This is a genomic window from Devosia neptuniae, from assembly GCF_025452235.1.
GTDB lineage: Bacteria > Pseudomonadota > Alphaproteobacteria > Rhizobiales > Devosiaceae > Devosia.
In genome coordinates this window covers 1,980,409-2,001,998 of record NZ_CP104965.1, presented here as the reverse complement: position 1 = coordinate 2,001,998, position 21,590 = coordinate 1,980,409, and the positions used below count along the sequence as shown (strand labels likewise).

At 62.5% G+C, this 21,590-nt stretch carries 27 protein-coding genes; 15 read left to right on the top strand and 12 right to left on the bottom strand.

Annotated features, from left to right (window positions below; all coding sequences use genetic code 11):
• Nucleotides 1-180: 180 nt before the first annotated feature.
• From efp to N8A98_RS12580, 3 genes are all read left to right on the top strand, one after another.
• The gene (efp, locus tag N8A98_RS12590; protein ID WP_262171746.1) at nucleotides 181-747 is read left to right on the top strand and encodes an elongation factor P; all 567 of its coding nucleotides are present in this window, start codon (nucleotides 181-183) and stop codon (nucleotides 745-747) included.
• A gap of 2 nt (nucleotides 748-749) precedes the next feature.
• Nucleotides 750-1,544: an inositol monophosphatase family protein gene (locus N8A98_RS12585; RefSeq protein ID WP_262171744.1), complete on the top strand. Its 795-nt coding sequence runs from the start codon at nucleotides 750-752 to the stop codon at nucleotides 1,542-1,544.
• A 74-nt stretch (nucleotides 1,545-1,618) separates the two neighbouring features.
• Nucleotides 1,619-2,089 carry a group II truncated hemoglobin gene (locus tag N8A98_RS12580; RefSeq protein ID WP_262171743.1) on the top strand — a complete coding sequence of 157 codons (471 nt, stop codon included), beginning with the start codon at nucleotides 1,619-1,621 and terminating at the stop codon, nucleotides 2,087-2,089.
• Here N8A98_RS12580 and N8A98_RS12575 read toward each other — a convergent pair.
• On the bottom strand, nucleotides 2,086-2,799 hold the full coding sequence (locus N8A98_RS12575; RefSeq protein WP_262171741.1) for a DUF1868 domain-containing protein: 714 nt from the start codon (nucleotides 2,797-2,799) through the stop codon (nucleotides 2,086-2,088). The genes N8A98_RS12580 and N8A98_RS12575 overlap by 4 nt on opposite strands.
• 158 nt (nucleotides 2,800-2,957) lie before the next feature.
• Here N8A98_RS12575 and N8A98_RS12570 point away from each other — a divergent pair, with 158 nt between their 5' ends.
• Both N8A98_RS12570 and N8A98_RS12565 read left to right on the top strand, forming a co-directional pair.
• Nucleotides 2,958-3,944, top strand: a complete 987-nt coding sequence (locus N8A98_RS12570; protein ID WP_113120052.1) for a flagellar motor protein MotA — start codon at nucleotides 2,958-2,960, stop codon at nucleotides 3,942-3,944.
• Entirely contained in the window at nucleotides 3,944-4,969 is a 1,026-nt protein-coding gene (locus N8A98_RS12565) for a peptidoglycan -binding protein (RefSeq protein WP_262171739.1), read from the top strand. Before N8A98_RS12570 ends, N8A98_RS12565 begins: the two co-directional genes overlap by 1 nt.
• Before the next feature lie 118 nt (nucleotides 4,970-5,087).
• Here the strand turns inward: N8A98_RS12565 and N8A98_RS12560 are convergent, their stop codons facing one another.
• The gene (locus N8A98_RS12560) at nucleotides 5,088-6,905 is read right to left on the bottom strand and encodes an ABC transporter transmembrane domain-containing protein (protein WP_262171737.1); all 1,818 of its coding nucleotides are present in this window, start codon (nucleotides 6,903-6,905) and stop codon (nucleotides 5,088-5,090) included.
• Nucleotides 6,906-7,129: 224 nt separating this feature from the next.
• Here N8A98_RS12560 and rpmE point away from each other — a divergent pair, with 224 nt between their 5' ends.
• Nucleotides 7,130-7,351, top strand: a complete 222-nt coding sequence (rpmE, locus tag N8A98_RS12555) for a 50S ribosomal protein L31 (protein ID WP_262171736.1) — start codon at nucleotides 7,130-7,132, stop codon at nucleotides 7,349-7,351.
• Between the two features lie 94 nt (nucleotides 7,352-7,445).
• Nucleotides 7,446-7,766, top strand: a complete 321-nt coding sequence (locus N8A98_RS12550; protein ID WP_262171734.1) for a YnfA family protein — start codon at nucleotides 7,446-7,448, stop codon at nucleotides 7,764-7,766.
• Here the strand turns inward: N8A98_RS12550 and rcdA are convergent.
• Together rcdA and N8A98_RS12540 are read right to left on the bottom strand one after the other, a co-directional pair.
• Complete coding sequence (gene rcdA, locus N8A98_RS12545; protein ID WP_262171732.1) at nucleotides 7,763-8,281, bottom strand: protease adaptor protein RcdA; 519 nt, start codon at nucleotides 8,279-8,281, stop codon at nucleotides 7,763-7,765. The two genes, N8A98_RS12550 and rcdA, sit on opposite strands and share 4 nt — an antisense overlap.
• Nucleotides 8,282-8,589: 308 nt before the next feature.
• Nucleotides 8,590-8,772: a DUF1192 domain-containing protein gene (locus N8A98_RS12540; RefSeq protein WP_262171730.1), complete on the bottom strand. Its 183-nt coding sequence runs from the start codon at nucleotides 8,770-8,772 to the stop codon at nucleotides 8,590-8,592.
• A gap of 77 nt (nucleotides 8,773-8,849) precedes the next feature.
• Between N8A98_RS12540 and N8A98_RS12535 the strand changes: the two genes are divergently transcribed.
• The 4 genes from N8A98_RS12535 to N8A98_RS12520 all read left to right on the top strand — a co-directional run bounded on the left by N8A98_RS12535 (nucleotide 8,850) and on the right by N8A98_RS12520 (nucleotide 13,738).
• The gene (locus tag N8A98_RS12535; RefSeq protein WP_262171728.1) at nucleotides 8,850-9,863 is read left to right on the top strand and encodes an NAD(P)H-quinone oxidoreductase; all 1,014 of its coding nucleotides are present in this window, start codon (nucleotides 8,850-8,852) and stop codon (nucleotides 9,861-9,863) included.
• Nucleotides 9,864-10,004: 141 nt separating this feature from the next.
• A complete protein-coding gene (locus N8A98_RS12530; protein WP_113120047.1) occupies nucleotides 10,005-10,739 on the top strand; it encodes a DUF1013 domain-containing protein in 735 nt (244 codons plus the stop codon).
• A 350-nt stretch (nucleotides 10,740-11,089) separates the two neighbouring features.
• Nucleotides 11,090-12,922, top strand: a complete 1,833-nt coding sequence (locus tag N8A98_RS12525) for a monovalent cation:proton antiporter-2 (CPA2) family protein (protein WP_262171725.1) — start codon at nucleotides 11,090-11,092, stop codon at nucleotides 12,920-12,922.
• 54 nt (nucleotides 12,923-12,976) lie between these two features.
• On the top strand, nucleotides 12,977-13,738 hold the full coding sequence (locus N8A98_RS12520) for a sulfite exporter TauE/SafE family protein (RefSeq protein ID WP_162740051.1): 762 nt from the start codon (nucleotides 12,977-12,979) through the stop codon (nucleotides 13,736-13,738).
• Nucleotides 13,739-13,864: 126 nt separating this feature from the next.
• Here N8A98_RS12520 and N8A98_RS12515 read toward each other — a convergent pair whose 3' ends face one another.
• Nucleotides 13,865-14,038: a YdcH family protein gene (locus N8A98_RS12515; protein WP_162740050.1), complete on the bottom strand. Its 174-nt coding sequence runs from the start codon at nucleotides 14,036-14,038 to the stop codon at nucleotides 13,865-13,867.
• 154 nt (nucleotides 14,039-14,192) lie between these two features.
• On the opposite strand from N8A98_RS12515, the gene N8A98_RS12510 reads away from it, so the two are divergent.
• The 3 genes from N8A98_RS12510 (at nucleotide 14,193) to N8A98_RS12500 (ending at nucleotide 16,068) form a co-directional block, all read left to right on the top strand.
• A complete protein-coding gene (locus tag N8A98_RS12510) occupies nucleotides 14,193-14,408 on the top strand; it encodes a YdcH family protein (RefSeq protein ID WP_035100036.1) in 216 nt (71 codons plus the stop codon).
• 105 nt (nucleotides 14,409-14,513) lie between these two features.
• Nucleotides 14,514-14,978 (top strand): 5-(carboxyamino)imidazole ribonucleotide mutase, encoded by a 465-nt coding sequence (gene purE, locus N8A98_RS12505; RefSeq protein ID WP_113120217.1) that lies wholly within the window; start codon nucleotides 14,514-14,516, stop codon nucleotides 14,976-14,978.
• Nucleotides 14,979-15,018: 40 nt separating this feature from the next.
• Nucleotides 15,019-16,068, top strand: coding sequence for a 5-(carboxyamino)imidazole ribonucleotide synthase (locus N8A98_RS12500; protein ID WP_262171967.1), 1,050 nt, complete (start codon nucleotides 15,019-15,021; stop codon nucleotides 16,066-16,068).
• 3 nt (nucleotides 16,069-16,071) lie between these two features.
• On the opposite strand, the gene N8A98_RS12495 is transcribed toward N8A98_RS12500, so the two are convergent.
• The gene (locus N8A98_RS12495; protein ID WP_262171720.1) at nucleotides 16,072-16,764 is read right to left on the bottom strand and encodes an alpha/beta fold hydrolase; all 693 of its coding nucleotides are present in this window, start codon (nucleotides 16,762-16,764) and stop codon (nucleotides 16,072-16,074) included.
• A 231-nt stretch (nucleotides 16,765-16,995) separates the two neighbouring features.
• Between N8A98_RS12495 and rpsU the strand changes: the two genes are divergently transcribed.
• A complete protein-coding gene (gene rpsU, locus N8A98_RS12490) occupies nucleotides 16,996-17,265 on the top strand; it encodes a 30S ribosomal protein S21 (RefSeq protein ID WP_035100030.1) in 270 nt (89 codons plus the stop codon).
• Between the two features lie 245 nt (nucleotides 17,266-17,510).
• Here rpsU and N8A98_RS12485 read toward each other — a convergent pair whose 3' ends face one another.
• From N8A98_RS12485 to N8A98_RS12460, 6 genes are all read right to left on the bottom strand, one after another.
• Nucleotides 17,511-18,740 (bottom strand): multidrug effflux MFS transporter, encoded by a 1,230-nt coding sequence (locus N8A98_RS12485; RefSeq protein WP_262171716.1) that lies wholly within the window; start codon nucleotides 18,738-18,740, stop codon nucleotides 17,511-17,513.
• 82 nt (nucleotides 18,741-18,822) lie between these two features.
• A complete protein-coding gene (locus N8A98_RS12480; protein ID WP_262171714.1) occupies nucleotides 18,823-19,641 on the bottom strand; it encodes an alpha/beta hydrolase in 819 nt (272 codons plus the stop codon).
• Nucleotides 19,642-19,694: 53 nt separating this feature from the next.
• The gene (locus N8A98_RS12475; RefSeq protein WP_262171710.1) at nucleotides 19,695-20,333 is read right to left on the bottom strand and encodes a DsbA family oxidoreductase; all 639 of its coding nucleotides are present in this window, start codon (nucleotides 20,331-20,333) and stop codon (nucleotides 19,695-19,697) included.
• Nucleotides 20,334-20,418: 85 nt separating this feature from the next.
• Nucleotides 20,419-20,952: a tryptophan-rich sensory protein gene (locus N8A98_RS12470; protein WP_262171708.1), complete on the bottom strand. Its 534-nt coding sequence runs from the start codon at nucleotides 20,950-20,952 to the stop codon at nucleotides 20,419-20,421.
• Nucleotides 20,953-21,229: 277 nt separating this feature from the next.
• Nucleotides 21,230-21,364 carry a hypothetical protein gene (locus N8A98_RS12465; RefSeq protein ID WP_262171706.1) on the bottom strand — a complete coding sequence of 45 codons (135 nt, stop codon included), beginning with the start codon at nucleotides 21,362-21,364 and terminating at the stop codon, nucleotides 21,230-21,232.
• A gap of 73 nt (nucleotides 21,365-21,437) precedes the next feature.
• Nucleotides 21,438-21,572 (bottom strand): hypothetical protein, encoded by a 135-nt coding sequence (locus N8A98_RS12460; protein WP_262171704.1) that lies wholly within the window; start codon nucleotides 21,570-21,572, stop codon nucleotides 21,438-21,440.
• Nucleotides 21,573-21,590 lie beyond the last annotated feature (18 nt).

Below are 21,590 nucleotides of genomic sequence, written 5' to 3'. Positions count from 1 at the left end.
TGGGGCAATAAGCCCGCCACACACGGGTTAAGCGCAGCGGGTCGTCATTCGGCCTCATGATGAGCCTGTCGAAACCCTGATCGAACGGGCATGGCGCGCGGATCCGGTATTTCGGCAAGCCCAGGATGAGGTTTGTTGCCAGCCGGCCCCGTCGCCCCACAGCGAGAAAAGACTTTCTTCATGGCCAAGATCAACGGCAACGAAATCCGCCCCGGCAATGTCGTCAACCACCAGGACCGGCTCTGGGTCGCGGTCAAGGTCGATCACGTCAAGCCCGGCAAGGGCGGCGCCTATGCCCAGGTCGAACTCAAAGCCATCCTTGGCGGCACCAAGCTCAATGAGCGCTTCCGTTCGGCGGAGACCGTCGAAACCGTTGAACTCGAATTCCGCGACTTCACCTATCTTTACGAGCAGGGCGATAGTCTGGTGTTCATGGATCAGGCCAGCTACGAGCAGGTCGAGCTGGCCAAGGACTTCGTCGGCGAGCGCGCCGCATTCTTGCAGGACGGCATGAAGATCACGCTCGAAATGCACGAGGAAACCCCACTGGGCGTCAAATTCCCGGCCAACGTCATCCTCGAAGTCACCGAAGTCGATCCGGTGCAGAAGGGCCAGAGCGTCTCCAGCCAGTTCAAGCCGGCCATTATGTCGAATGGCCTCAAGGTCATGGTGCCGCCCTTCATTGCCGTAGGCGAACGCATCGTCGTCGACACCACCGAAGCCACCTATATGCGCCGGGCAGACTGATCATGGCACGTTCCGCTATTCTCAATGTCATGGTTTCAGCCGCGATCAAGGCTGGCCGTTCGCTCACCAAGGACTTTGCCGAAGTCGAAAACCTGCAGGTTTCGCGCAAGGGACCGGCCGATTTCGTCTCCAAGGCCGATCTGCGAGCCGAGCAGATCGTGTTCGACGAACTCAAAAAGGCCCGCCCCACCTATGCCTTCCTGATGGAAGAAGGCGGGGAAGTCACCGGCACCGATGGCCAGCATCGCTGGATCATCGACCCGCTCGATGGCACCACCAATTTCCTGCACTCGATCCCGCTCTTTGCCGTTGCCATCGCCCTTGAGCGCGCCAATGAGATCGTGGCTTCGGTGATCTATAATCCCGTGCTCGACGAGCTCTATACCGCCGAAAAGGGCGGCGGCACCTGGGTCAACGATCGTCGCCGCCTGCGCATTGGCGGCCGCCGTCATCTGGCCGATGCCGTGGTCTGCACTGGTATCAAGACCCAGGGCACGGCCAATGACAGCCTACAGCTGCGCCAGCTGGCCGCCATCAATCCCGCCGTGGCCGGCATCCGCCGCTCCGGCTCGATTTCCATGGACCTGGCCTGGCTGGCGGCCGGCCGCTATGACGCGGTCTGGGAAGCCGGGCTCGCGCCCTGGGACGTGGCGCCGGGTCTGCTGATGGTCAAGGAAGCCGGCGGAACCATTTCCGACTTTGCCGGCAGCCCCGGCTCGGTCTGGAATGGCCAGGTCGTGGCCGGCAATGAAGCGCTGCATGCAGCGCTGCTGAAGCAACTCAGGCCGATCCAGTAACGACGAATCCGCAGCGGCCCAGGCTTGCATCTTGCCCGGCCGCTGCGCATCTATGCTGCCGGAGGCGTTTTCTCATGGCAGTGCCCACGCTCTATGAATGGATCGGCGGCATTGAGCCGTTGCGCCGTCTGACCGCCGAATTCTACCGCCGCGTGCCCGATGATCCGGTGCTGGCGCCGGTATTCGCCCATATGGCGGCGGACCACCCCGAACATGTTGCGCTGTTCCTCGCCGAAGTACTGGGCGGCCCCGCGCTTTATTCGCGCGAACATGGCGGCCACCCCGAAATGGTGCGCCACCATCTGGGCCGGCATTTGAGCGAGACCATGCGGCGGCGCTGGATCAGCCTGCTGCTCGACACCTATACCGATCTGGGCCTGCCGGCCGATCCCGAATTTGCTTCGGCGCTGGTTGGCTATCTCGAATGGGGATCGCGGCTGGCCGTCATCAATTCGGTGCCCGGCGCGAGCGTGTCCGAACAGGCACCAATGCCCAAATGGGGCTGGGGCGAAACCGGCGGTCCCTATATTCCCAAGGCCGACTAGCCGAGGGGCAGCAGCTCCTCGAACCAGTTCATATCCTCAAAGCTGCAGAAAGCCGGCGTGCGCAATTCCAGCACCGGCGCCTGCACGCGGATCATGGCCAAGGCATCGTCCAGCATATCCTGCCAGGCGGGCAACGCCGCCTCATCGAGCCAGTCGATCAGATAGGCAAAGGTGATGTGGAACTCGTAGCTGTCGTGGTCGGGGTGCCGATAACCCAACAGCGCCGCTAGATCATTGCGCCAGCCAGCCATAGCGCGGCGATCGGCTTCGGTAATCCCCTGTACCACCAGCCCCGTGGGCAGCGCCCGGACGGCTTCCACCGCGAATGCCGTCCCGCCCGCATAGGGCGCCAGCCGCTCCAGCATCAGCTCGGTCATCGTATCGACGGGCGTATCGAGCGGCACGCCGGCCGGCCAATAGGTCGGCTCGCGGCGGGTTTCGATAATGCCCTGGAACAGCGTCATATGCAGGCTCTCCGCCGCCGTGAAGGCCAGCTGGCGCGCTTCGGGCATGTCGAGATAACGCTGCCGCGCCGCATGCAGGACCCGCTCGGTGTCCGAGCCCTCCTGCAGATGACACACCACGGTATTGCCCCGCTCGGGCAGGAAAATGCCGTCCCGATTGTAGCGTTGGCCCAGATGGTACGGCGCTGCAGGACGATGCGTGTGGGAAAATGCCTGTAGATCGGGCGAGATCATGGCCAGGGACATGGCGGGCTCCGGATAACGTTTGCTGGGCACAGCGCTATCCGGCCTAAACGAAACCTCTGTGACAGCGGCCAACACACAAACCTTTGTCATTGCCCTGCCACGCTGCACTGACTAGTCTTGGCAGTGATTTGCGCGCATGAGGCAAGGTTCCGGCAAAGATGACGCAAGGCTACGATCCATACCATCTCGCCAGCCCGACTGTTTACCTCATCAAGATCGTGATTTTTCTGGTGCTGGTGGCGCTGGTTGGGGCGATCTTGTTCACCACGATCGTCACCTTCTTCTGGGCCAATCCGTTCATCAATTCGATGATCTTCCTGGCCCTGTTCGTCGGCATTTTCCTCAGCTTCCGCCAGATATTCCGCCTTTTCCCCGAGGTGAAATGGGTCAATTCGCTGCAGGACGGCAATGTGACCAATGTGCGCCCGCCCGTACTGCTGGCGCCGGTGGCGGGCCTGCTGCGCGAGCGGATCGGGGAAGCGATCATCACGCCCTCTTCCATGCGCTCGATCCTCGATAGCGTGGGCAACCGGCTCGATGAAGCCAAGGATACCTCGCGCTACCTGACCGGCCTTCTGGTGTTTCTGGGCCTGATGGGCACGTTTTACGGCCTGCTCGAAACCGTCAGCAGCGTTGCCGGCGTGATCAATTCGCTCGACGTGACCAATGGCGACAGCGCCGCGCAATTCTCGAGCCTGCGCGAGGGCCTGTCGGCGCCGCTGGCCGGCATGGGCACCGCGTTTTCCTCCTCACTGTTCGGTCTTGCGGGTTCGCTCGTGCTGGGGTTCCTCGACCTGCAGACCAGCCAGGCACAGAACGCCTTCTATACCGATCTTGAAGACTGGATGACCTCGATGACCGAGCTAGACCATCCCGTTTCGGCCATGCAGGCCAATGCGGGTGGCCCCGAAATGCAGGCCATGTTCGACAAGCTCGGCAGCTCGATGCAAAACCAGAATTCCTCGCAGAACGCCATCCGCGCCATGGCCGAACTGGCGCGCGGCATTGACGGGCTGGTCAAGCACATCCGCACCGAACAGGACGATTTGCGCAAGCACATTACCGATCAGGCCGAAACCAATCAGAAGCTGCGTGAGTTGATCGAGGCCGTGCTGTCCCAGGCTGATAGCGAGCGGCGGAACTAATGCCAGGAGCCCGCTCCCGCCGGCGCATCGAGGCCAATTACTGGCCCGGTTTCGTCGACGCCCTGTCGAGCCTGCTGCTCGTCATCATCTTCCTGCTCTCCCTGTTCATGTTGACCCAGTTCTTCCTGGGCCAGGAATTGCAGGGCCGCGACACCGCGCTCTCCCGGCTCAATAGCCAGATTGCCGAACTCACCGACCTGCTGCAGCTCGAGCGTTCCAATTCCGATGACTTGAACTCCCAGATCGCCAATCTGACGGCCACGCTCGCCACCGCCCAATCCGACAATGCCGAGCTGACGGGCCAGCTTTCGGGTATCGGCGCGGGGCTGGCGGGCAAGGACGAGACCATTGCGGGCCTGCAATCCGAGCTGGCGGACGCCCAGGACCTGTCCGACGAGGCCAATGCGCAGATCACCCTGCTCAACCAGCAATTGGCCGCGCTGCGCACCCAGATCGGCGCGCTGGAGAATGCGCTCGAAGCGTCCGAAAGCCGCGACACCGAATCGCGCACCCAGATCGCCGATCTGGGCCGCCGCCTCAATCTGGCATTGGCTCAGCGCGTGCAGGATTTGAGCCGCTATCGCTCCGACTTCTTCGGTCGCTTGCGGCAAATCCTGGAAGGTCGTGCCGATGTGCGCGTCGTCGGCGACCGTTTCGTGTTCCAGTCCGAAGTGCTGTTCGACCCCGGCCAGGCCGATATCCAGCCCGGCGGCACGCCCGACCTCGATGCCTTGGCCGCCGCCATATTGCAGCTCGAAACCGAAATCCCGCCCGATATCAATTGGGTGCTGCGCATTGACGGGCACACCGACAAGCGTCCGATCTCGAACGCCCGCTTCCCCTCGAACTGGGAACTGTCAGCCGCCCGCGCCATTTCGGTGGCACAATATCTGGTGACCAAGGGCGTCTCGCCCAATCGGCTGGTCGCCGCCGGCTTTGGCGAATTCACCCCGCTCGATCCCGCCGACAACGACGAAGCCTATCGCCGCAACCGCCGCATTGAGTTCAAGCTGACCGAGGGGTGAGCCAAAAACCTGGGCCACGACCTCGTCCTTCGACAGGCTCAGGATGAGGTCTATTGGTCGGTCTGCGCTCTAGAAGTAGACCTCATGGTGAGCTTGTCGAACCACGAGGTCGTGGCGCCTAAGCTAGATCATCCAAGCGGAACTGCAGCCGTGCCAGTTCGGCATAGCGGCCGCCCTTGGCGACCAGCTCGTCATGGGTGCCCTGGTCGATGATGTGGCCGGCGTCCAGCACCAGTATCTTGTCGGCGTCGCGGATGGTGGCCAGCCGGTGGGCGATCACCAGCGTGGTGCGGCCCTGCATCAGATGCTCCAGCGCCTTCTGCACCAATTGCTCGCTCTGCGCGTCCAGCGCACTGGTCGCCTCGTCGAGCAACAGGATCGGCGCATTCTTCAAAATCGCCCGGGCAATGGCCAGCCGCTGCTTCTGCCCGCCCGACAGCATCACCCCGCGCTCGCCGACAATGGTGTCATAGCCCAACGGCAGATCGGTGACGAAGTCATGCACCAAAGCTGCCGTAGAGGCCGCGATCACCTCGGCATCGCTCGCATCGGGTTTGCCGAAGCGGATATTGTCGGCAATCGTGCCGGCAAAAATGGTCGGCTCCTGCTCGACATAGGCAAAGCGCTGCCGCAGCCCGCTCAGCCGCACCTGACGAATGTCGATACCGTCCACCAGAATGGCGCCGCTCTTGACGTCGTAAAAGCGCTGCAGCAGCGACAAAGTGGTCGACTTGCCCGAACCGGAGGCGCCCACCAGGGCCACGGTTTCCCCATGCCCCACGGTGAAGCTCAGATCGGTCAGCACATGCTCGTAGCCGCCGGTGTCATAGCCGAAATTGACCGCTTCGAATGCCACGGTGCCCAGCGGCGGATTGGGCAGTGCCACAGGCTTGGTCGCTTCTGTAATGCTGGGTTCGGTATCGAGAATTTCGGTCAGTCGTTCGGTGGCGCCCGCCACCGTCTGCAGGGTGCCCAGCACTTCGCTGACATTGGTCAATGCGCCCGAGGCCATCAGGGCATAGACCAGGAATTGCGCCAGCTGGCCGGCGGTGACAGTCCCCTCGAACACCGAACGGGCGCCCCACCAGACCAGAAACACAATGGCCGCCGAGCCGAGGAAAATCACCATGCCCACCAGCACCGAACGGGCGGCGAGGCGCTTGGTTTCGGCGATATAGCTGGCCTCGCTGCGCTTGCCGTAATGGGACGACTGTGCATCTTCCTGGGTGAAGGACTTGACCGTGCGGGTGGCGCCCAGCATTTCGGTCGCCATGGCGGACAGATCCGCCAGCGCATCCTGCGTGCGGCGCGACATGCCGCGCAGGCGGCGCGAATAGGCGATCAGTGGCAGCAGGATCAGCGGCGCCGCAATGACCACGGCAATGGTCAACACCGGGCTGGTCAGCAGCATCATGATCAGCGCGCCGATAATGGTGACGATGGAGCGCAAAGCCAGCGTCATGCTGGAACCCACCGCACTGCGAATCGTCGCGACGTCGCCATTGAGCCGGCTGGTCAGCTCGCCCACCCGGTGGGTATCAAAGAAGCGGGCATCCAGCGCCAGCAGGTGGGAAAACACCGCCTGGCGCAGATCGGCCAGCACCCGCTCGCCGATGACCGAGATGAAATAAAACCGCAGCCCGCTGGCAATGGCCATCACCAGCGCAATGGAGACGATCAGCCAACCATAGCGGCCGACATTTTCCAGATTCTGCTCGACAAAGCCCTGATCGATCGCCCCGCCCAGCATGGCGGGAATGGCCAGCGAAGAAATCGCCGACACCAGGAGGAACAGGACCGCTAGAACCAGCCGCCACGGATAGCGCAGCACAAAGGGCATAAGGCGCCGCAAGGGCTGCAGCTTGCGCGGATTCACATTGGGCGTTTCGAGTAGTTTTTCGGCCCCGGTCGGTGCCTGGGTCGCCTGATCTGTCATCGCTCGGATACGCCACTCTGGTGGAGTTGGGGTCCGGAGGAGCCCGGGCCGCGCTGCGGCTTCGATATAGGCGCTGCCCGAAATGCCCGCAACAGCTTTGTCCCGCGCAATTTTGCCACGCCCATACCCTTGCAGACCGGGCCTGCTTTCTGTATGAAGCCGCCAACACCAGTTTTAGATGCTCTCCGGGCGCCACGGCGCCCGTTTGATTTGAGGCGATACCGATGAAGGCTGATATCCATCCGGACTACCACAATATCACTGTGGTCATGACCGACGGCACCAAGTACGAAACCCGTTCGACCTACGGCAAGCCCGGCGATACGCTGCAGCTCGACATCGATCCCAAGACCCATCCGGCCTGGACCGGCGGCACGGGCCAGCTGCTCGACCGCGGCGGCCGCGTCTCGCGCTTCAAGGAGCGCTTCAAGGGCCTGGGCATCTAAGCCAGTCCTTCTCAGAATTCGGAAAGCCCGGCCTAGTGCCGGGTTTTTCTTTTGCCGGCAAGCCCTTATCCTTTGCAAGATTTGGGGGATCGCCATGCGCGCCTTGCTGTTTGCCGCCGCTGCCGTGCTTGAAATCGGTGGCTGCTACCTGGTCTGGCAAGCCCTGCGCCTTGGCCAGGCTTGGTATTGGGCGCCGGCTTTGGTTCTGCTGGGCCTCTTCGCCTGGTGCCTGGCCTTGACCGGAACCGACAGCGCCGGCCGGATTTTCGCCGTCTATGGCGGCATCTACATCGCCGCTTCGGTGATTTTCATGGTAACGATCGAACGCGTTCGGCCCGATCTCTGGGATATTGCTGGTGTGCTGATCTGCCTATTGGGTGCGGCCGTGATCTATTTCGGCCCGCGCGGTGCCTAGGCCCGCCCGAACGCTGCCTTGAGGCGCGCCAACTGATCGGCAATACCATTGGCGACGCCGATATCGAGCTCGGGCAGCTTGCCACGCTCCAGCGTGTCGAACTGCATCACCCGGTCAAACAGGCGGTCGCCCTTGTCGATATAATCGCGCAACGGCGCCGGCAATTGGGCATAGCCCGGCCCGCCGCGTTCGGATGGCGTGGCGGAGAATTTGACCTTCTCCTTTTCGGAGCGGGCATTTTCCTTGGTGATTTCACCTTCGTTGACTGCGCGCTGCAGCAACAGCCACGAGGCCAGCTGCATCAGCCGCGTGGTCAGGCGCATCGATTCGGTGGCATAAAGGAACGAGGCTTCCCGGCCCAGGATGCGGCTATCGCCGCGGCCCTCGCCATCGAGATAGGCGGCGACCTCCTCGATCAGCGCCATGCCTTCGCGATACAGCAGGTCAAACCCGCCGGACGCCACGATGCGCGGCCCGATGGCAATCGCCTGGCCCTTTTCGCTCAGTTCCGTCACGCGACCTCCTCGCTCATTGTTCTATGCTAGGCGCAAACGCTGCAAGCGTCACCCGCCACTTCGCATCAAGCTGAAAAGAGCTTTAAGAACATGATGATAGTGACGACAAAACGGCCCTGAAAAAGAAAAAAGAGCCGTAAGAACGGCTCTCGAAGTTAACAGGGAGGCGTCAAACAGAGGGAGAAACCACTCTGAAAAATTCAGAAGAACCTGAATAATGAGAGGTTACCGCGCAAACATTAATTGCCGGTTAAAGCGTGTCGATTTCTTAACCCTGTAAATTTGCGGAGCGTTGACCGCTCCGCTGGTTAGAACTTGAACACCGCGTTGGCCGCCTTGCGCGTGGCGCCGCGCGCTTCGATGGCCGTACGCAGCCGGGCGATCTCGGCTTCGAGCAGCCCGATACGCTCGCTCAATTCTTCCACCGACATGGTATCGATCGGCATGCCCACTTCGTGGCGCTTTGGCTTGCTGACTTCCTCGTCATCCATGCTCAGCCTCCTGTTGTCTTGCCATAGGATAGCGCACCGCTCTTGCCGGGCAAGATCACTTCGTCCAGCATATCGCCATGACCTTTCCCGACAGCATGACCGTGATCGCCATCGCCAGCCCCGGCGGCCCTGAAGTCTTGACGGCACGACAGCAGGAATTGCCCGATCTGGGCGCCAACGACGTGCTGGTCCGGGTTGCGGCGGCCGGTGTCAACGGCCCCGACTTGGCGCAGCGCCGTGGCCATTACGATCCACCGCCCGGCGCCTCACCCCTGCCCGGCCTTGAAGTCGCCGGCGAAATTGCCGCCATCGGCGCGGCGGTGACCGGCTGGCGGCTTGGCGACCGGGTAATGGCACTGACCAATGGCGGTGGCTATGCCGAATATGTGGCTGTGCCGGCCGGCCAGGTGCTGCCGGTACCAGACCAGTGGCTTTTGAGCGAGGCGGCGGCCCTGCCCGAAACCTGGTTCACCATCACCCAGACCCTGGTGATGCGCGCCGGGCTTACCGCGGGCATGAGCGTGCTGGTGCACGGCGCAGCCGGCGGCATTGGTGGAGCGGCCATCCAGATCGCGACGATTTTGGGCGCCAAAGCCATTGCCGTGGTCTCCTCGCGCGAAAAGGCGGACTATGCCCGCGAACTCGGGGCCGTGGCGGTGATCGACTATACCAGCGAGGACATCGCTGCTCGTGCATTGGCGCTAACGGACGGCAACGGCGTTGACCGCGTGGTCGATATTATCGGCGGCGCCATGGCCCAAACCAATATCGCCGCCTCGACGCGAGGCGGGCATATCGTCCAGGTCTCGACGCTGGAGGGCGGCAAGGCCGAGCTGTCACTGGGCCTGCTGATGGCCAAGCAATTGACGCTGTCGGGATCGACGCTGCGGCCGCAGTCTGCGGAATTCAAGGCAAGTGTCGCGGCGCGTATCCGGACCGATTTATTGCCGGCACTGGCGGCGCCAGGATTCCGCCGGCCGCGCGTGACAAATTTTGCATTGGCGGACGCGCCAGCGGCGCATGCGGCCATGGAGGCGCGACAGCATATCGGCAAGATCGTGCTGGTGACGGCGTTTGGGGCAACGTTGTGATCTCTACCCCATCACTATAGTTACAATCTCATTGCAGATTGGCCGAGCAAGCCATATATTAGGCATCTGTTCCCCTCAGCAATGAAGCACGAGGCGGAGCGGTCCGGAGGAATACCGGCCGCGCCACGAGGAGTTATGTATATGACCCAGCCCCTGTTGATGCCCAAGGCGACCGCCGTTTGGCTCGTCGACAACACTGCGCTGTCATTCGAGCAGATCGCGGCCTTTTGCACGCTGCATCCGCTGGAAGTCCAGGGCATTGCCGACGGTGACGTCGCAGGCGGGATCATGGGTGTGAACCCGATCCAGAACGGCCAGCTGACGCGCGAGGAAATCGAAAAGGCCGAGGCCGATCCCAATTATCGCCTCAAGCTCAGCGAGCCCAAGGTGCGTGTCGCCGCGGCCAAGCGCAAGGGCCCGCGCTACACCCCGATTTCGCGCCGCAACGAACGCCCCAATGCCATCAAATGGCTGGTTCGCAACCATCCCGAGCTCAAGGACGCGCAGATCATGCGTCTTGTCGGCACGACCAAATCGACCATCGAGTCGGTGCGCGAATCCACCCACTGGAACGCCGCTAACCTGACCGCCATGGACCCGGTTACCCTGGGTCTGTGCAGCCAGATCGACCTCGATCTTGAAGTCAAGCGCGCCTCCAAGGGCGGCCCGGGCGTGGATGAGGCCGATGAGGGCACCACCCTGATGACGGCCGAGGAAGCCATGGCCCGCTCCGGCAGCCGCAGCAATGCCCCTGCCGAAGACGGCGAATATGCCGAAGGCGACCACCGCCCCCATCATAGCCCGGCCCAGGAAGAATTCGACGCGGATTCCGTCTTCGCCAAGCTCAAGTCGCTCAAGAGCGATACGGATAACTAAGGCCGGTTTGGGCTTCAGGTTTGATGAGAATGAGACCCCTGCGCGAGCGGGGGTCTTTGTTTTTTGGGGCTGTACGAGTTGCCCACCAGACCGATCACCCCCTCAATGTCATTACGGCGCAGGCCGGAATCCATGCTGAGGGCCATCAGCCACATCGTATGCCGGGATAGAGCACAGCATGGATTCCGGCCTGCGCCGGAATGACACCGTGGTTTGTTGGGACATAGCATGCAAAACCCGATGCCTCAAATTCACGTCACCAGCGACAATACCTCGACAGCGCCACTTCCCCGTCCCATGATTTGCCGGCGCTGCTTTGTGAGAGATCCCGGTCGTTGGAAAACAACATCTTGCTGGCCATTTTCGTTCTGCTGGCTGCCAGTGTCGCGCTCGCGCCGCTGGCCAAGGCGCTGGGGCTGGGCACGGTGCTGGGCTATCTCGCCGCCGGCATTCTGATCGGACCTTATGGACTGGGGCTGGTCTCCGATAGCGAACTGATCCGCCAGATTGCCGAATTCGGTATTGTCATGATGCTGTTCCTGATCGGGCTTGATCTGCAGCCCTCCGAAGTCTGGCGCATGCGGCACAAGGTTTTGGGCCTGGGCGTCACCCAATTGGTCATCACCACGGTGATTCTGGCCCTGGCCTTGCTGGTCGCAGGCTTCACGCTCAACACCGCCATCATTATCGGGCTGGCGCTGTCTATGTCCTCCACCGCCATTGCCATCCAGTCGGCCCAGCAACGCGACATCACCCGCACCGATGCGGGGCGGGCGAGTCTGGCCGTATTACTGGTGCAGGACGTCGCCGTCATTCCCATCCTGGCGGCCATTCCCCTGCTGGCCGTGTCGGGCAGCCGGCACGCCGTGCATGTGGAACTGGACCACGCGGTGCAGGCCATTGCCGACCCGCTCGATTGGGTGACCCCGCTGATCCTGATCGGCGCCTTTATCGGGGCCATTGTGGCGGGGCGCTATCTGGTGCGGCCAGTGCTGGGCTATGTGGCGCGCACTGGAGTACGCGAAGCCTTTACCGCTCTGGGTCTGGCCATCGTGTTCGGCGCCGCGCTGCTGACCCAGCTTGAAGGCCTGTCGCCCGCTCTGGGTGCTTTCATCGGCGGCGTGCTGCTGGCCGATAGCGAATATCGCCATGAGCTCGAAAGCAATCTGGAGCCATTCAAAGGCCTGCTGCTGGGGCTGTTCTTCATCTCGGTGGGCATGTCCATCGCCTTTTCGGTGCTGTGGTCCGAGCCGCTGCGGCTGCTGGCTTTGGTGGGCGGCTTTGTCGGCGTCAAGATCGCTGTGATGTTTGGCCTCGCCAGTCTGTTCCGCATGCATCTGGCCGACCGGTTGCTGCTGGCAATCCTCTTGAGCCAGGCAGGAGAATTTGCCTTCGTCATCCTGCAATTTGCGCAAAGCGCCGGAGCCTTGAGCGCCGAGGATCATGGGCTGCTGGCGGTGGCGGTAGCCCTCTCCATGGCGACGACGCCCCTGCTCCTGCTGGCCTTTGACCGGCTGGTGGCGCCCCGGCTTGATGCGCGCAATACCCGCGACAGCGATGACATTACCGAGCAACGCAAGATTGTGGTGCTCGGCTATGGTCGCTTCGGACAGATCATCACCCGCATGCTGCGCGCCCAAGGGTTTGAGACCACCCTGATCGATGACGATCCGGCGCAGATCGAACTGGTGCGCAAATTCGGCGTCAAGGTTTTCTACGGTGATGGCTCGCGGCTCGATCTGCTGCACGCTGCCGGGGTCGGGCAGGCCGAGCTGGTGGTCGTGGCGGTAGGCGGAGCTGACCGGATCCTCGACATCGCCCGCAAGGTGCGGCGGCATTTTCCCGATGTGACCATTGCCGCCCGCGCTATCGATCGGGGCCATGCGCACGAATTGATGGCCATGGGGGTGGAAGTGTTCGAACGCGAAACGTTCCTGTCGGCCATCAGCCTTGGCGCCAAGGTGCTGGTGCAATTGGGGGTGGCGCCGATCGATGCGCACCACATGGCACAGGCCTTCGAGCGACACGACAATCAATTGTTGACTGATTCCTTCGCCGTGCGCGAGGACGAGGACGCCTATGTCGGCATGGTGCGCCAATCCATGAGCCTGCTCAACGAAACCATGGAAGGCGACGAGCCGCCCGCTCCGCTCGACAAGAAGGACTCGCCACGGGGCGAATAGCGCGCTAGCCATTGAGACCTACCGCCTCCTCCCCACCTGCCGGAATGCCCCAAAATGTTCGATCCCTATTTCGTCACGATCGCCGCGATCGCGGTGCTGATCGTTGGCCTCTCCAAGGCTGGTCTATTGGGCAGCCTGGGCATGGTCGGCGTGCCGCTGCTCAGTCTGGTCATGCCGGCCCGTGATGCCGCGGGCATGATGCTGCCGGTGCTGCTGGCCATGGATATCATCGCCGTCTGGACCTATCGCAAGGAAGTGGATTGGCGGATCATCCGCATCATGCTGCCCGGCGCGGCCATCGGCACCATTGCGGGCTGGGTACTGTGGTCCTTCGTCTCCGACGATGCCGTGCTGCTGTTTGTGGGTGTCGTGACGCTGCTGTTCATCCTCGATGCCATCCTGCCACTGCGCAAGAAGCTCGAAGGGCTGCACCCGTCAAAGCCCTGGGGCGTTTTCTGGGGCGGCTTTGCCGGCTTCACCAGCTTTATCAGCCATACCGGCGGCCCCCCATTCCAGATCTATGTGCTGCCCCAGCGCCTGTCGCCGGCCATCTACGCCGGCACCACAGCGGTGTTCTTCGCCATCGTCAACACGGCCAAGCTGGTGCCCTATTTCTTCCTGGGCCAGCTCAACCTGCACAATCTGACGCTCTCAGCCTCGCTGATTCCGGTCGGCCTTGCCGGCGTGCTCATCGGGGTCTGGCTGGTGCGCCGCATCTCCATGGTGTGGTTCTACCGCATCGCCTATTGGCTGGTCTTCATCCTGTCGCTCTACATCATCTGGAAGGGCGCGACGGGGCTGTTTGGCGGGGCCTAAAGCGTTTCCAGCAAAAGTGGCAACGGTTTTGCAGTTCGGAAACGCGACCAACAAAGGCCAACAAAAAAGGGCCGCAGCCGTGTGCTGTGACCCCTTCCGTTCCTGTTTGAGGAACAACGCCGCTTTTTACTGTGAACTCGCCGCGTATTTGTACAATTCGTCCTTCACTTCGAGTTTTTTGCGCTTGAGTGCGCTGATCGCCATCTCGTCATACCGTGTGCTTTTGATCTCGGCCTGGATCTGGCGATCCAACTCCTGGTGGCGCCGTTCCAGCGCCGCAACATGGCCTTCAGTCGTCATAACAACTCCTTGAAGCTTGGTGGACATCCCGATGGTCACAAATAATTCACGCTTTGTCGACCACCTTCCGCTGGCCTTTGGAAATCTGGTGCAAAACCTATTGTGATCGGTTAACCAAGGGTGAGGGTTGAGGGCCGGGGAAGCATTAAATTCGATGTTGCCATTAACCAGAGAGCAGGAAGCCAATCTTGGGCTGGAGCTGGCCACAAAACGCCAGGAACACTCCGATCTCAATGCGGCGATCGATACGCTGACCCAATCCCATGTGGCCGATCGGATGCTGTTGCAGCGCCTCAAAAAGCGCAAGCTGGCGCTGAAAGATCGCATCGTCCAGCTCGAGAATATTTTGCTGCCCGACATCATCGCCTGAGGCTTCGCCGCGCTTGTTTTGTGGCGGCAATTGGGCTAATTCCCCGTTTTGCAACGACCGATAGGGATCAGGCCTTTGCTCACCAAGCCTTCCGTTGCCATCGTCATGGGCAGCCAGTCCGACTGGCCCACCATGCGGCTTGCCGCCGAAACCCTCGAAACCCTCGAAATCGAATATGAGGCGCGCATCGTCTCGGCGCATCGCACGCCCGAGCGCATGGTGGAATTTGCCACCAATGCCCGCGCCGAAGGGTTCAAGATCATCATCGCCGGCGCCGGTGGGTCGGCCCATCTTCCCGGCATGATCGCGGCCATGACGCCACTGCCGGTGTTTGGCGTGCCGGTCAAGTCCAAGGCGCTGAACGGGCAGGATAGTCTGCTCTCCATCGTGCAGATGCCCGGTGGCATTCCGGTGGGCACGCTGGCTATTGGCGAGCCCGGCGCCATCAATGCGGCGCTGCTGGCCGCTGCCGTCCTGGCTTTGTCCGATGAAGACCTGGCCGACCGGCTCGACCATTATCGGGCTCAGCAAAGCGCCCGCGTGCCCCTTTTCCCCTCCGACACCGAGTAATTTCGTGGCCCCTGACCTCTCAGCCCTCCCTCCCGGCAGCATGATCGGTATTCTGGGGGGCGGGCAACTGGGCCGCATGCTCTCGCTGGCAGCCAGCAAATTGGGCATGCGCACCCATATCTATTGCCCCGATGCCAATAGCCCCGCTTTCGAGGTGACCCCGCACAAGACAGTGGCCGCCTATGACGACGAAGTGGCACTGGCCGCCTTTGCCGATGCGGTCGACGTCATCACCTATGAATTCGAGAATGTGCCGGCCGCCACCGCCGAATTCCTCGCCGCGCGCAAGCCGTTGCGGCCCGGCGCCAAAGCATTGGCCATCTCGCAGGACCGGCTGGCAGAAAAGGGCTTTCTGGCCAGCAAGAATATTCCCGTGGCGCCGCATCGCGCTGTCGAGACGCTGGCGGGGCTCGAAGCCGCAATCGACGCACTGGGCCTGCCCGCCGTGCTCAAGACCACCCGGCTGGGCTATGACGGCAAGGGGCAGCGGGTCATCCGCGAACGGGGCGAGGCCGCAGAGGCTTTTGCCGCGCTCGAGCCCAAGCCGCTGGTGCTCGAAGCCTTCGTGCCCTTCGAGAAGGAAATCTCGGTGGTCGTGGCGCGCAATCTGGGCGGCGAAGTCAGAAGCTTCGACGCCGCCGAAAATGTGCACCGCCATCATATTCTGTTCACCAGCACCGTGCCGGCCGACATTGCGCCGGGGCTGGAAAAGCACGCCGCCATGCTGGCCAAGGTGATCGTGGTGGCGCTCGACTATGTCGGCGTGCTCGGGGTCGAGTTCTTCGTCGTGCCGGGCGAGCGGCCCACGCTGATGGTCAATGAGATTGCCCCGCGCGTACACAATTCGGGGCACTGGACGGAGGCTGTGTGCCTCACCGACCAGTTCGAGCAGCACATCCGGGCGATCCTGGGCTGGCCGCTGGGCGACCCGGCGCGCCTGGCCGATGTTGTGATGGAAAACCTCGTCGGCGACGAAGTGAACATCGTGCCCGGCGGGATCGATGGGAATACGCAGCCGCATTTGTACGGCAAGACGGACATCCGACCGGGGCGGAAGATGGGGCATGTGAACAGGATTGTGCGGGGGTAGACGCTACCTGGCGAGCCAATTCCGCAGCGCCACTACCACCGCGGCCGGGTTCTCCATCGTCGGCAAATGCGCGCTATCGGGAAACGCCACCAACTCCGCCCCAGCAATCCCGGCCACCATTTCCTCGGCCATGGCCCGTGGTGTCAGCACATCCGCCTCGCCCACGCCTACCAGCGTCGGCACGGTGATCGCCCCCAGACTCGAGCGGGAATCGACTCTACCGAGAATCGCCGTCTGCTGGCGGACATAAGCCTCCTGCCCGACGCGCTCCGACATCGCCTGCACTTCATCGGCCAGGGGCGTACCCTGATGCTCGGGTGTCAGCAGGGAGGCCAGCAAAGCCCGCGACACGCCGATGAACTTGCCCAGCTTGATGCTCTCGATCCCCGCCCGGCGCTTGGCGCGGCGTTCCTCGTCGTCAGGGCGGGCACTGGTGTCCAGCAAAGCCAGATGGGTGACACGCTCGGGCGCCTGCCGCATGATCTCGAGCGCCACATAGCCACCCATGGACAGGCCCGCCAAAGCGAAGCTTTCCGGGGCTTTGGCCAGGGTGCGGGCGGCCATGGCAGCGATGGAATCGTCCTGTGTCAGGTCGGCGACCATCGGGGAAACCGCCTCGCCCATCGCCGCCAATGGGTCGCGCCACAACCGGCTATCGCATAACAGGCCGGGCAGCAGCACGAGATTGCGGGTCATTCTGATCTCCATTATTCTGGATTTGCTCTCAAAACTGCGCCGGCCGGGTGGCGGGAGCAAGCCCAGACACTGGTTTGCGCGGTTTTTCTGAGCGTGACAGTGGACAAGCCCCCGAGCTTGGGCTATAGACCCACCCACGGTGACTGGCTCTGCTGGTCGGCGGCGTGGTTGTTTTGGCCCCGCTGCTTCCATCCAAACACATTGTCCAAGCTTCGAAAGGGCGGTTGACCTTTGCAAGTAGTCGTTCGCGATAATAACGTTGATCAGGCGCTGCGCGCGCTGAAGAAAAAGCTGCAGCGCGAAGGCGTCTTCCGTGAAATGAAGCTGCGCAACTACTACGAGAAGCCCTCTGAGAAGAAGGCTCGCCAGAAGGCCGAGGCCGTGCGCCGCGCCCGCAAGCTGGCTCGCAAGCGCGCCCAGCGCGAAGGCGGCCTGCCCGCTCCGACCACGACGCGCCCTGGCGCTCCGGTCCGTCCGAGCGCAGCCAACGTTCGCAGCTAAGAGCTGCAACGCAGAATTTGAAAACGCCGTCCTTCGGGGCGGCGTTTTTGTTTTTGGGGCTTTGACATGTGCGTGGGGGCACCCGACCTCCCTAACCCATACAGTGTCATTCCCGCGAAAGCGGGAACCTCTGTTTGCTTGGAGAGCCCGGTCAACGGAGGTTCCCGCTTTCGCGGGAATGACATTGTGGAGATGATAATTTTGGTGGGAGTGGCTAGGCCCCCACGAGAGGAGAAGGAAGCCCCTCAGGTCTCCGGCGGCGCTTCAGCCACTGGCCTTGCGGAGATGCGGCGCCAGAGGGCGGCGAGGACGGCGAGACCCGCCATGATCGGCAGCAGCGTTACGATGGCGCTGCGCGCATCGGGGAAGAGCACGCTGGCCAGCGTCGAACCGATAAAGCCGCCACCTACCTGGAACACCCCAGTGAGCGCGCCAGCGGCGCCGGCAATGGTGCCGAAGCCGGCCATGGCGGCGGCCGTGGTGCTAGGGCCGATAAAGGCCAAAGCCAGCATCCAGAGCCCCACCGGGATCATCACGGCAAACAGCGAGTCGGGGAAAAGGCGCGGGCCGATGGCAAAGCCCAGCCCGGCCAGCACGAGGAGCACCAGGCCAATCCGCACCATCTGCAGCCCCGAGGCGCGGCGGGCCACCTGCCCGGCCACCAGATTGCCGGTGATGAACGAGCCGGTCTGGATCAGCATGGTCATGGCGAATTGGAACGTGGTGAGCCCCAGATCGTCGAGCAACACGAAGGGCAGCAGCGCCGAAAATCCGTAAAAGCCACCAAAGGCGATGGCCAGCAGCAGCGCGGGGGCCATGAACTGGGCGGAGGCCAGCAGGCGCCCGTAATTGGCGAGAATACGGCTGGGCTTGAGCGGGGTCTGCGCGGCCACGGGCTGGGTCTCCCGCGCACCCCAGGCCAGCATGGCGATGATGGCCATGCCGAACCCAGCCATGACTACAAAGAGCAGATGCCAGCTGCCGGCCAGCAGCAGCACGCTGCCCAGGGTCGGCGCCACGGCAGGGGCGACGGTGAGGATCAGATTGATCAGGGTGAGGATGCGGATCGATTCCGAACCCACGAATTGATCGCGCACCATGGCGCGCGACAGGGCGACGCCGGCCGATACGCCCACCCCTTGCAGGGCCCGGCCCAGCAGCAGCATTTCGATGCTCGGAGCCAGCGCGGCGGCAAAGCTACCCAGCACGTAAAGGGCAAAAAACGCCATGGCGACAGGCTTGCGCCCGAAACGGTCGGAAAGCGGGCCGCAGACCAGCTGCGCCAGGGCGAAGGCGCCGAAATAGACCGAGAGGGTCAGCTTGCCCATTGCCTCGGTGGTCATGAGGTCGGCGACCATAGTTGGCAAAGCCGGCGCATAAAGCGTGATGCTGAGCGGCCCCGCGGCCACCATCAGCCCCCCGATGATGGCGGTGCGCCGCGCACTCATGGGCTGGCTGGTGGAGGGCGATGTCATACTATTGTTCCGCGAGGGCCTAAAAGAGAGGCGTGAACGGCAGCCCTATCCCATGGGAAGGTCAAGCCACATTTGCATGGGATCAATGCCCCGCCGCAGCTTCGGCGCGCTCGAAAAACGGCTCGGCATGGCTCCAGATGTTGAGTTTCCACAGATCATTGTGGTCCGCGCCGGGCTCGATCCACAGCTCGTCCTTGTTCTTGGCCAGGGCATAGACGCGCTCGCCATTGGAAACGCCAATAGTCTGGTCGGCCGTACCATGGGCCACCAGCACGGGCTCATCGACCTTGGCGATCCAGTCATTGACCGGGAATTGGTCCTGCATCACCCAATAGACCGGCAGGATGGGATAGCGCTCGGCGGCCACGTTGACAGCCGAATAGAACGGGGTTTCGAGCAGCAGCGCATTGGCGGCACGTTCGCTCGCAACATAGGTGGCCGGACCAGTGCCGATCGAGCGGCCCCAGATGACGATGGGCGCGCCCTGCGCCTGCGCCCAATCAAACGCAGCCAGGGCATCCTCAAGAATATTGTCCTGGCTGATCGTGCCGGGCGAGAGCGGGAAGCCGCGATAATCAAAGGACAAGAACCCGTAGCCATCGGCGACCCAGCGCTCGAAGCGCTCATGCTCGGAGGAGAAGCTGCCAGCATTGCCCTTGTAATAGATGATGAGAGGCTTGCCGGCCTGTGGGGCCTGATACCAGCCATTGACCACGCCATCGCCCGAGGGAATGGCGACTTCCCTGGCCTGCGGCAAAGCCGTATCGCCCAGCGCCACCACGTCTCCGCTGGGATCGTACTGCAGCGCACGCTGGTTGACATACATGTAGATGACCACCGCCGCGTAGAGCACGACGACAACGATCAGCACAGCAAGGACGATGCGGCGCAACAGCTTCATGGGAGAGCCTCAGAGAGTCGGGACAACCACACTAATGCGGTTTTCCCATCCGTCTAGAGTTCCTCGATGATCTGCGCCAGCGCCTTGTCGAACACTTCAGCCGGCTGGGCCCCCGAGAGGGCGTATTTTTCCCCGAAGATGAAGAAGGGCACGCCGCGAATACCCTGCTGGGCAGCGTCGGTTGCCAATTGTTCGGTGATCGCCAACTCATTCTCGTCATTCATGGCGTCGAGTGCATCGCCCCGGTCATAACCGAAGGCCACCGCGATATCGGCCAGCACATTGTCGTCATTGATCTGGCGATGCTCGAGGAAATAGGCCCCGGCAATGGCATTGGCCAGCTCATGCTGGATCCCCAAGGGCTTGGCCAGCCGGGTGATGGTATGCGCCTTGGCCGTGTTGAACATGCGGGGTTGCTTGCTCAGATCCAGCTCGATCCCGGCCTTCTCCGCCTCGCCTTCAACGCGTGCCCACATCTCGCGCGGGTCCTTGCCATATTTGGCGCGCAGCATTTCGCCAACATCGACGCCTTCGGGCGGCACGCTCGGATCGAGATAGAAGGGATGGTTCTCCACCACTACCTCGATATCGTCAGGGAGTGCCGCCAGCGCCGTATCGAGCCGCGCCGAGCCAACCAGGCACCAGGGGCAAACGACGTCGGTGAACACATCGATCTTGAGGATTTTGGACATCGGGCAATCCTTGCCAATTCACATTGCCCAATCACATGGCGCGGAAACGCCCCGCCTGCAAGAACGCACGTCGAGGTAACTTAGCTCAGTTCTGATTGTTGGTGGGCCCGAAGGGCGGCGACCAGCCGCTGAGAAAACTCAGCCCCATCAGCGCGCTAAAGCCCATCCAGGCCAGGCCCGGCGCCATCAGCAGCGCCGCGCGGGGCGAGACCTTGCTGACGCGGGCGATAGCGGCCAGGCCCACAATCAGCAGCGCCATGGCCACGGCGCTCAAGGCGAGGGAATCGAGTGGGGCGACAAGGAAGGGGAAGGCGATCGTGCCGGCAATCAGCCCAACCACCCACCGGCCGGCGACACGGCCCGCGCGGCCCTTGTCGGCGACCATCCAGCGCGCCGCGCCGAACAGCGGCAAGGCGCCAAGATGGAGCCCCGCGGCAATCGCTGCCGGCATGCCGAACGGGGCAAAGAACATGGGCCGCGTACCGACCAGATGAGCCATGCCGTTGGCGAGGATGAACAGGGCTAATGGCAGGGCGGCGCTAAGCACCAGCCCGAGGACATCGGACCGATCCACATCGGGCGCCGAACCATAGGGGATCGCTATTGTCTTGGCGGCCATGACGGCACCTGTTGCGCGTTATCACGCCCAACCAATGGCCCAAACGCCAAGAGAGTTCCCTATACGTCAACACGCTCGCGTGATGCAGAATTCCCGGCCCATGGGCCGGGGATAGTTTTAGCGGTGGCCGCGCGCAATGCTTGTGGGATTACTAATACCAGCAGCCTGTACACTGGCCGTCAGGGCCAGCACAGCTGCAATCACGATCACAAACGTCTTCATTCTTATCTCCTAAAATGAGCCCGGGGCCCGTTGTTGCTGGGAACGGGGACTATCTTCAGCGCCCGCTGTAAAAGGTCTTGCCCGGGATTGAATTGCCGGTGTGAGCTGTAGACGACCGTTGCGTGCCGGCGGCCTGCGCGGTGACGGTCAGAGCCAGGACGGCCGTGGCCACAATCATGATCAACTTCATGGATCATCTCCTAAAATGGGCCAGAGGCCCGGTGCGACTAGGTAATTTCCCGGTCCGTGAGCCGGGGTTGGCTTCAACGCCCCGAGTAAACGCTCCTGCCTTGGGGCAATTCACCCACGTTATGGCCACCGTTCCGGGCCGGACCGGCGGCATAAACGGTGGTGGTCAGGGCCAGAATAGCTGTGGCCACGATCATGATCAGCTTCATGGATCATCTCCTCAAATG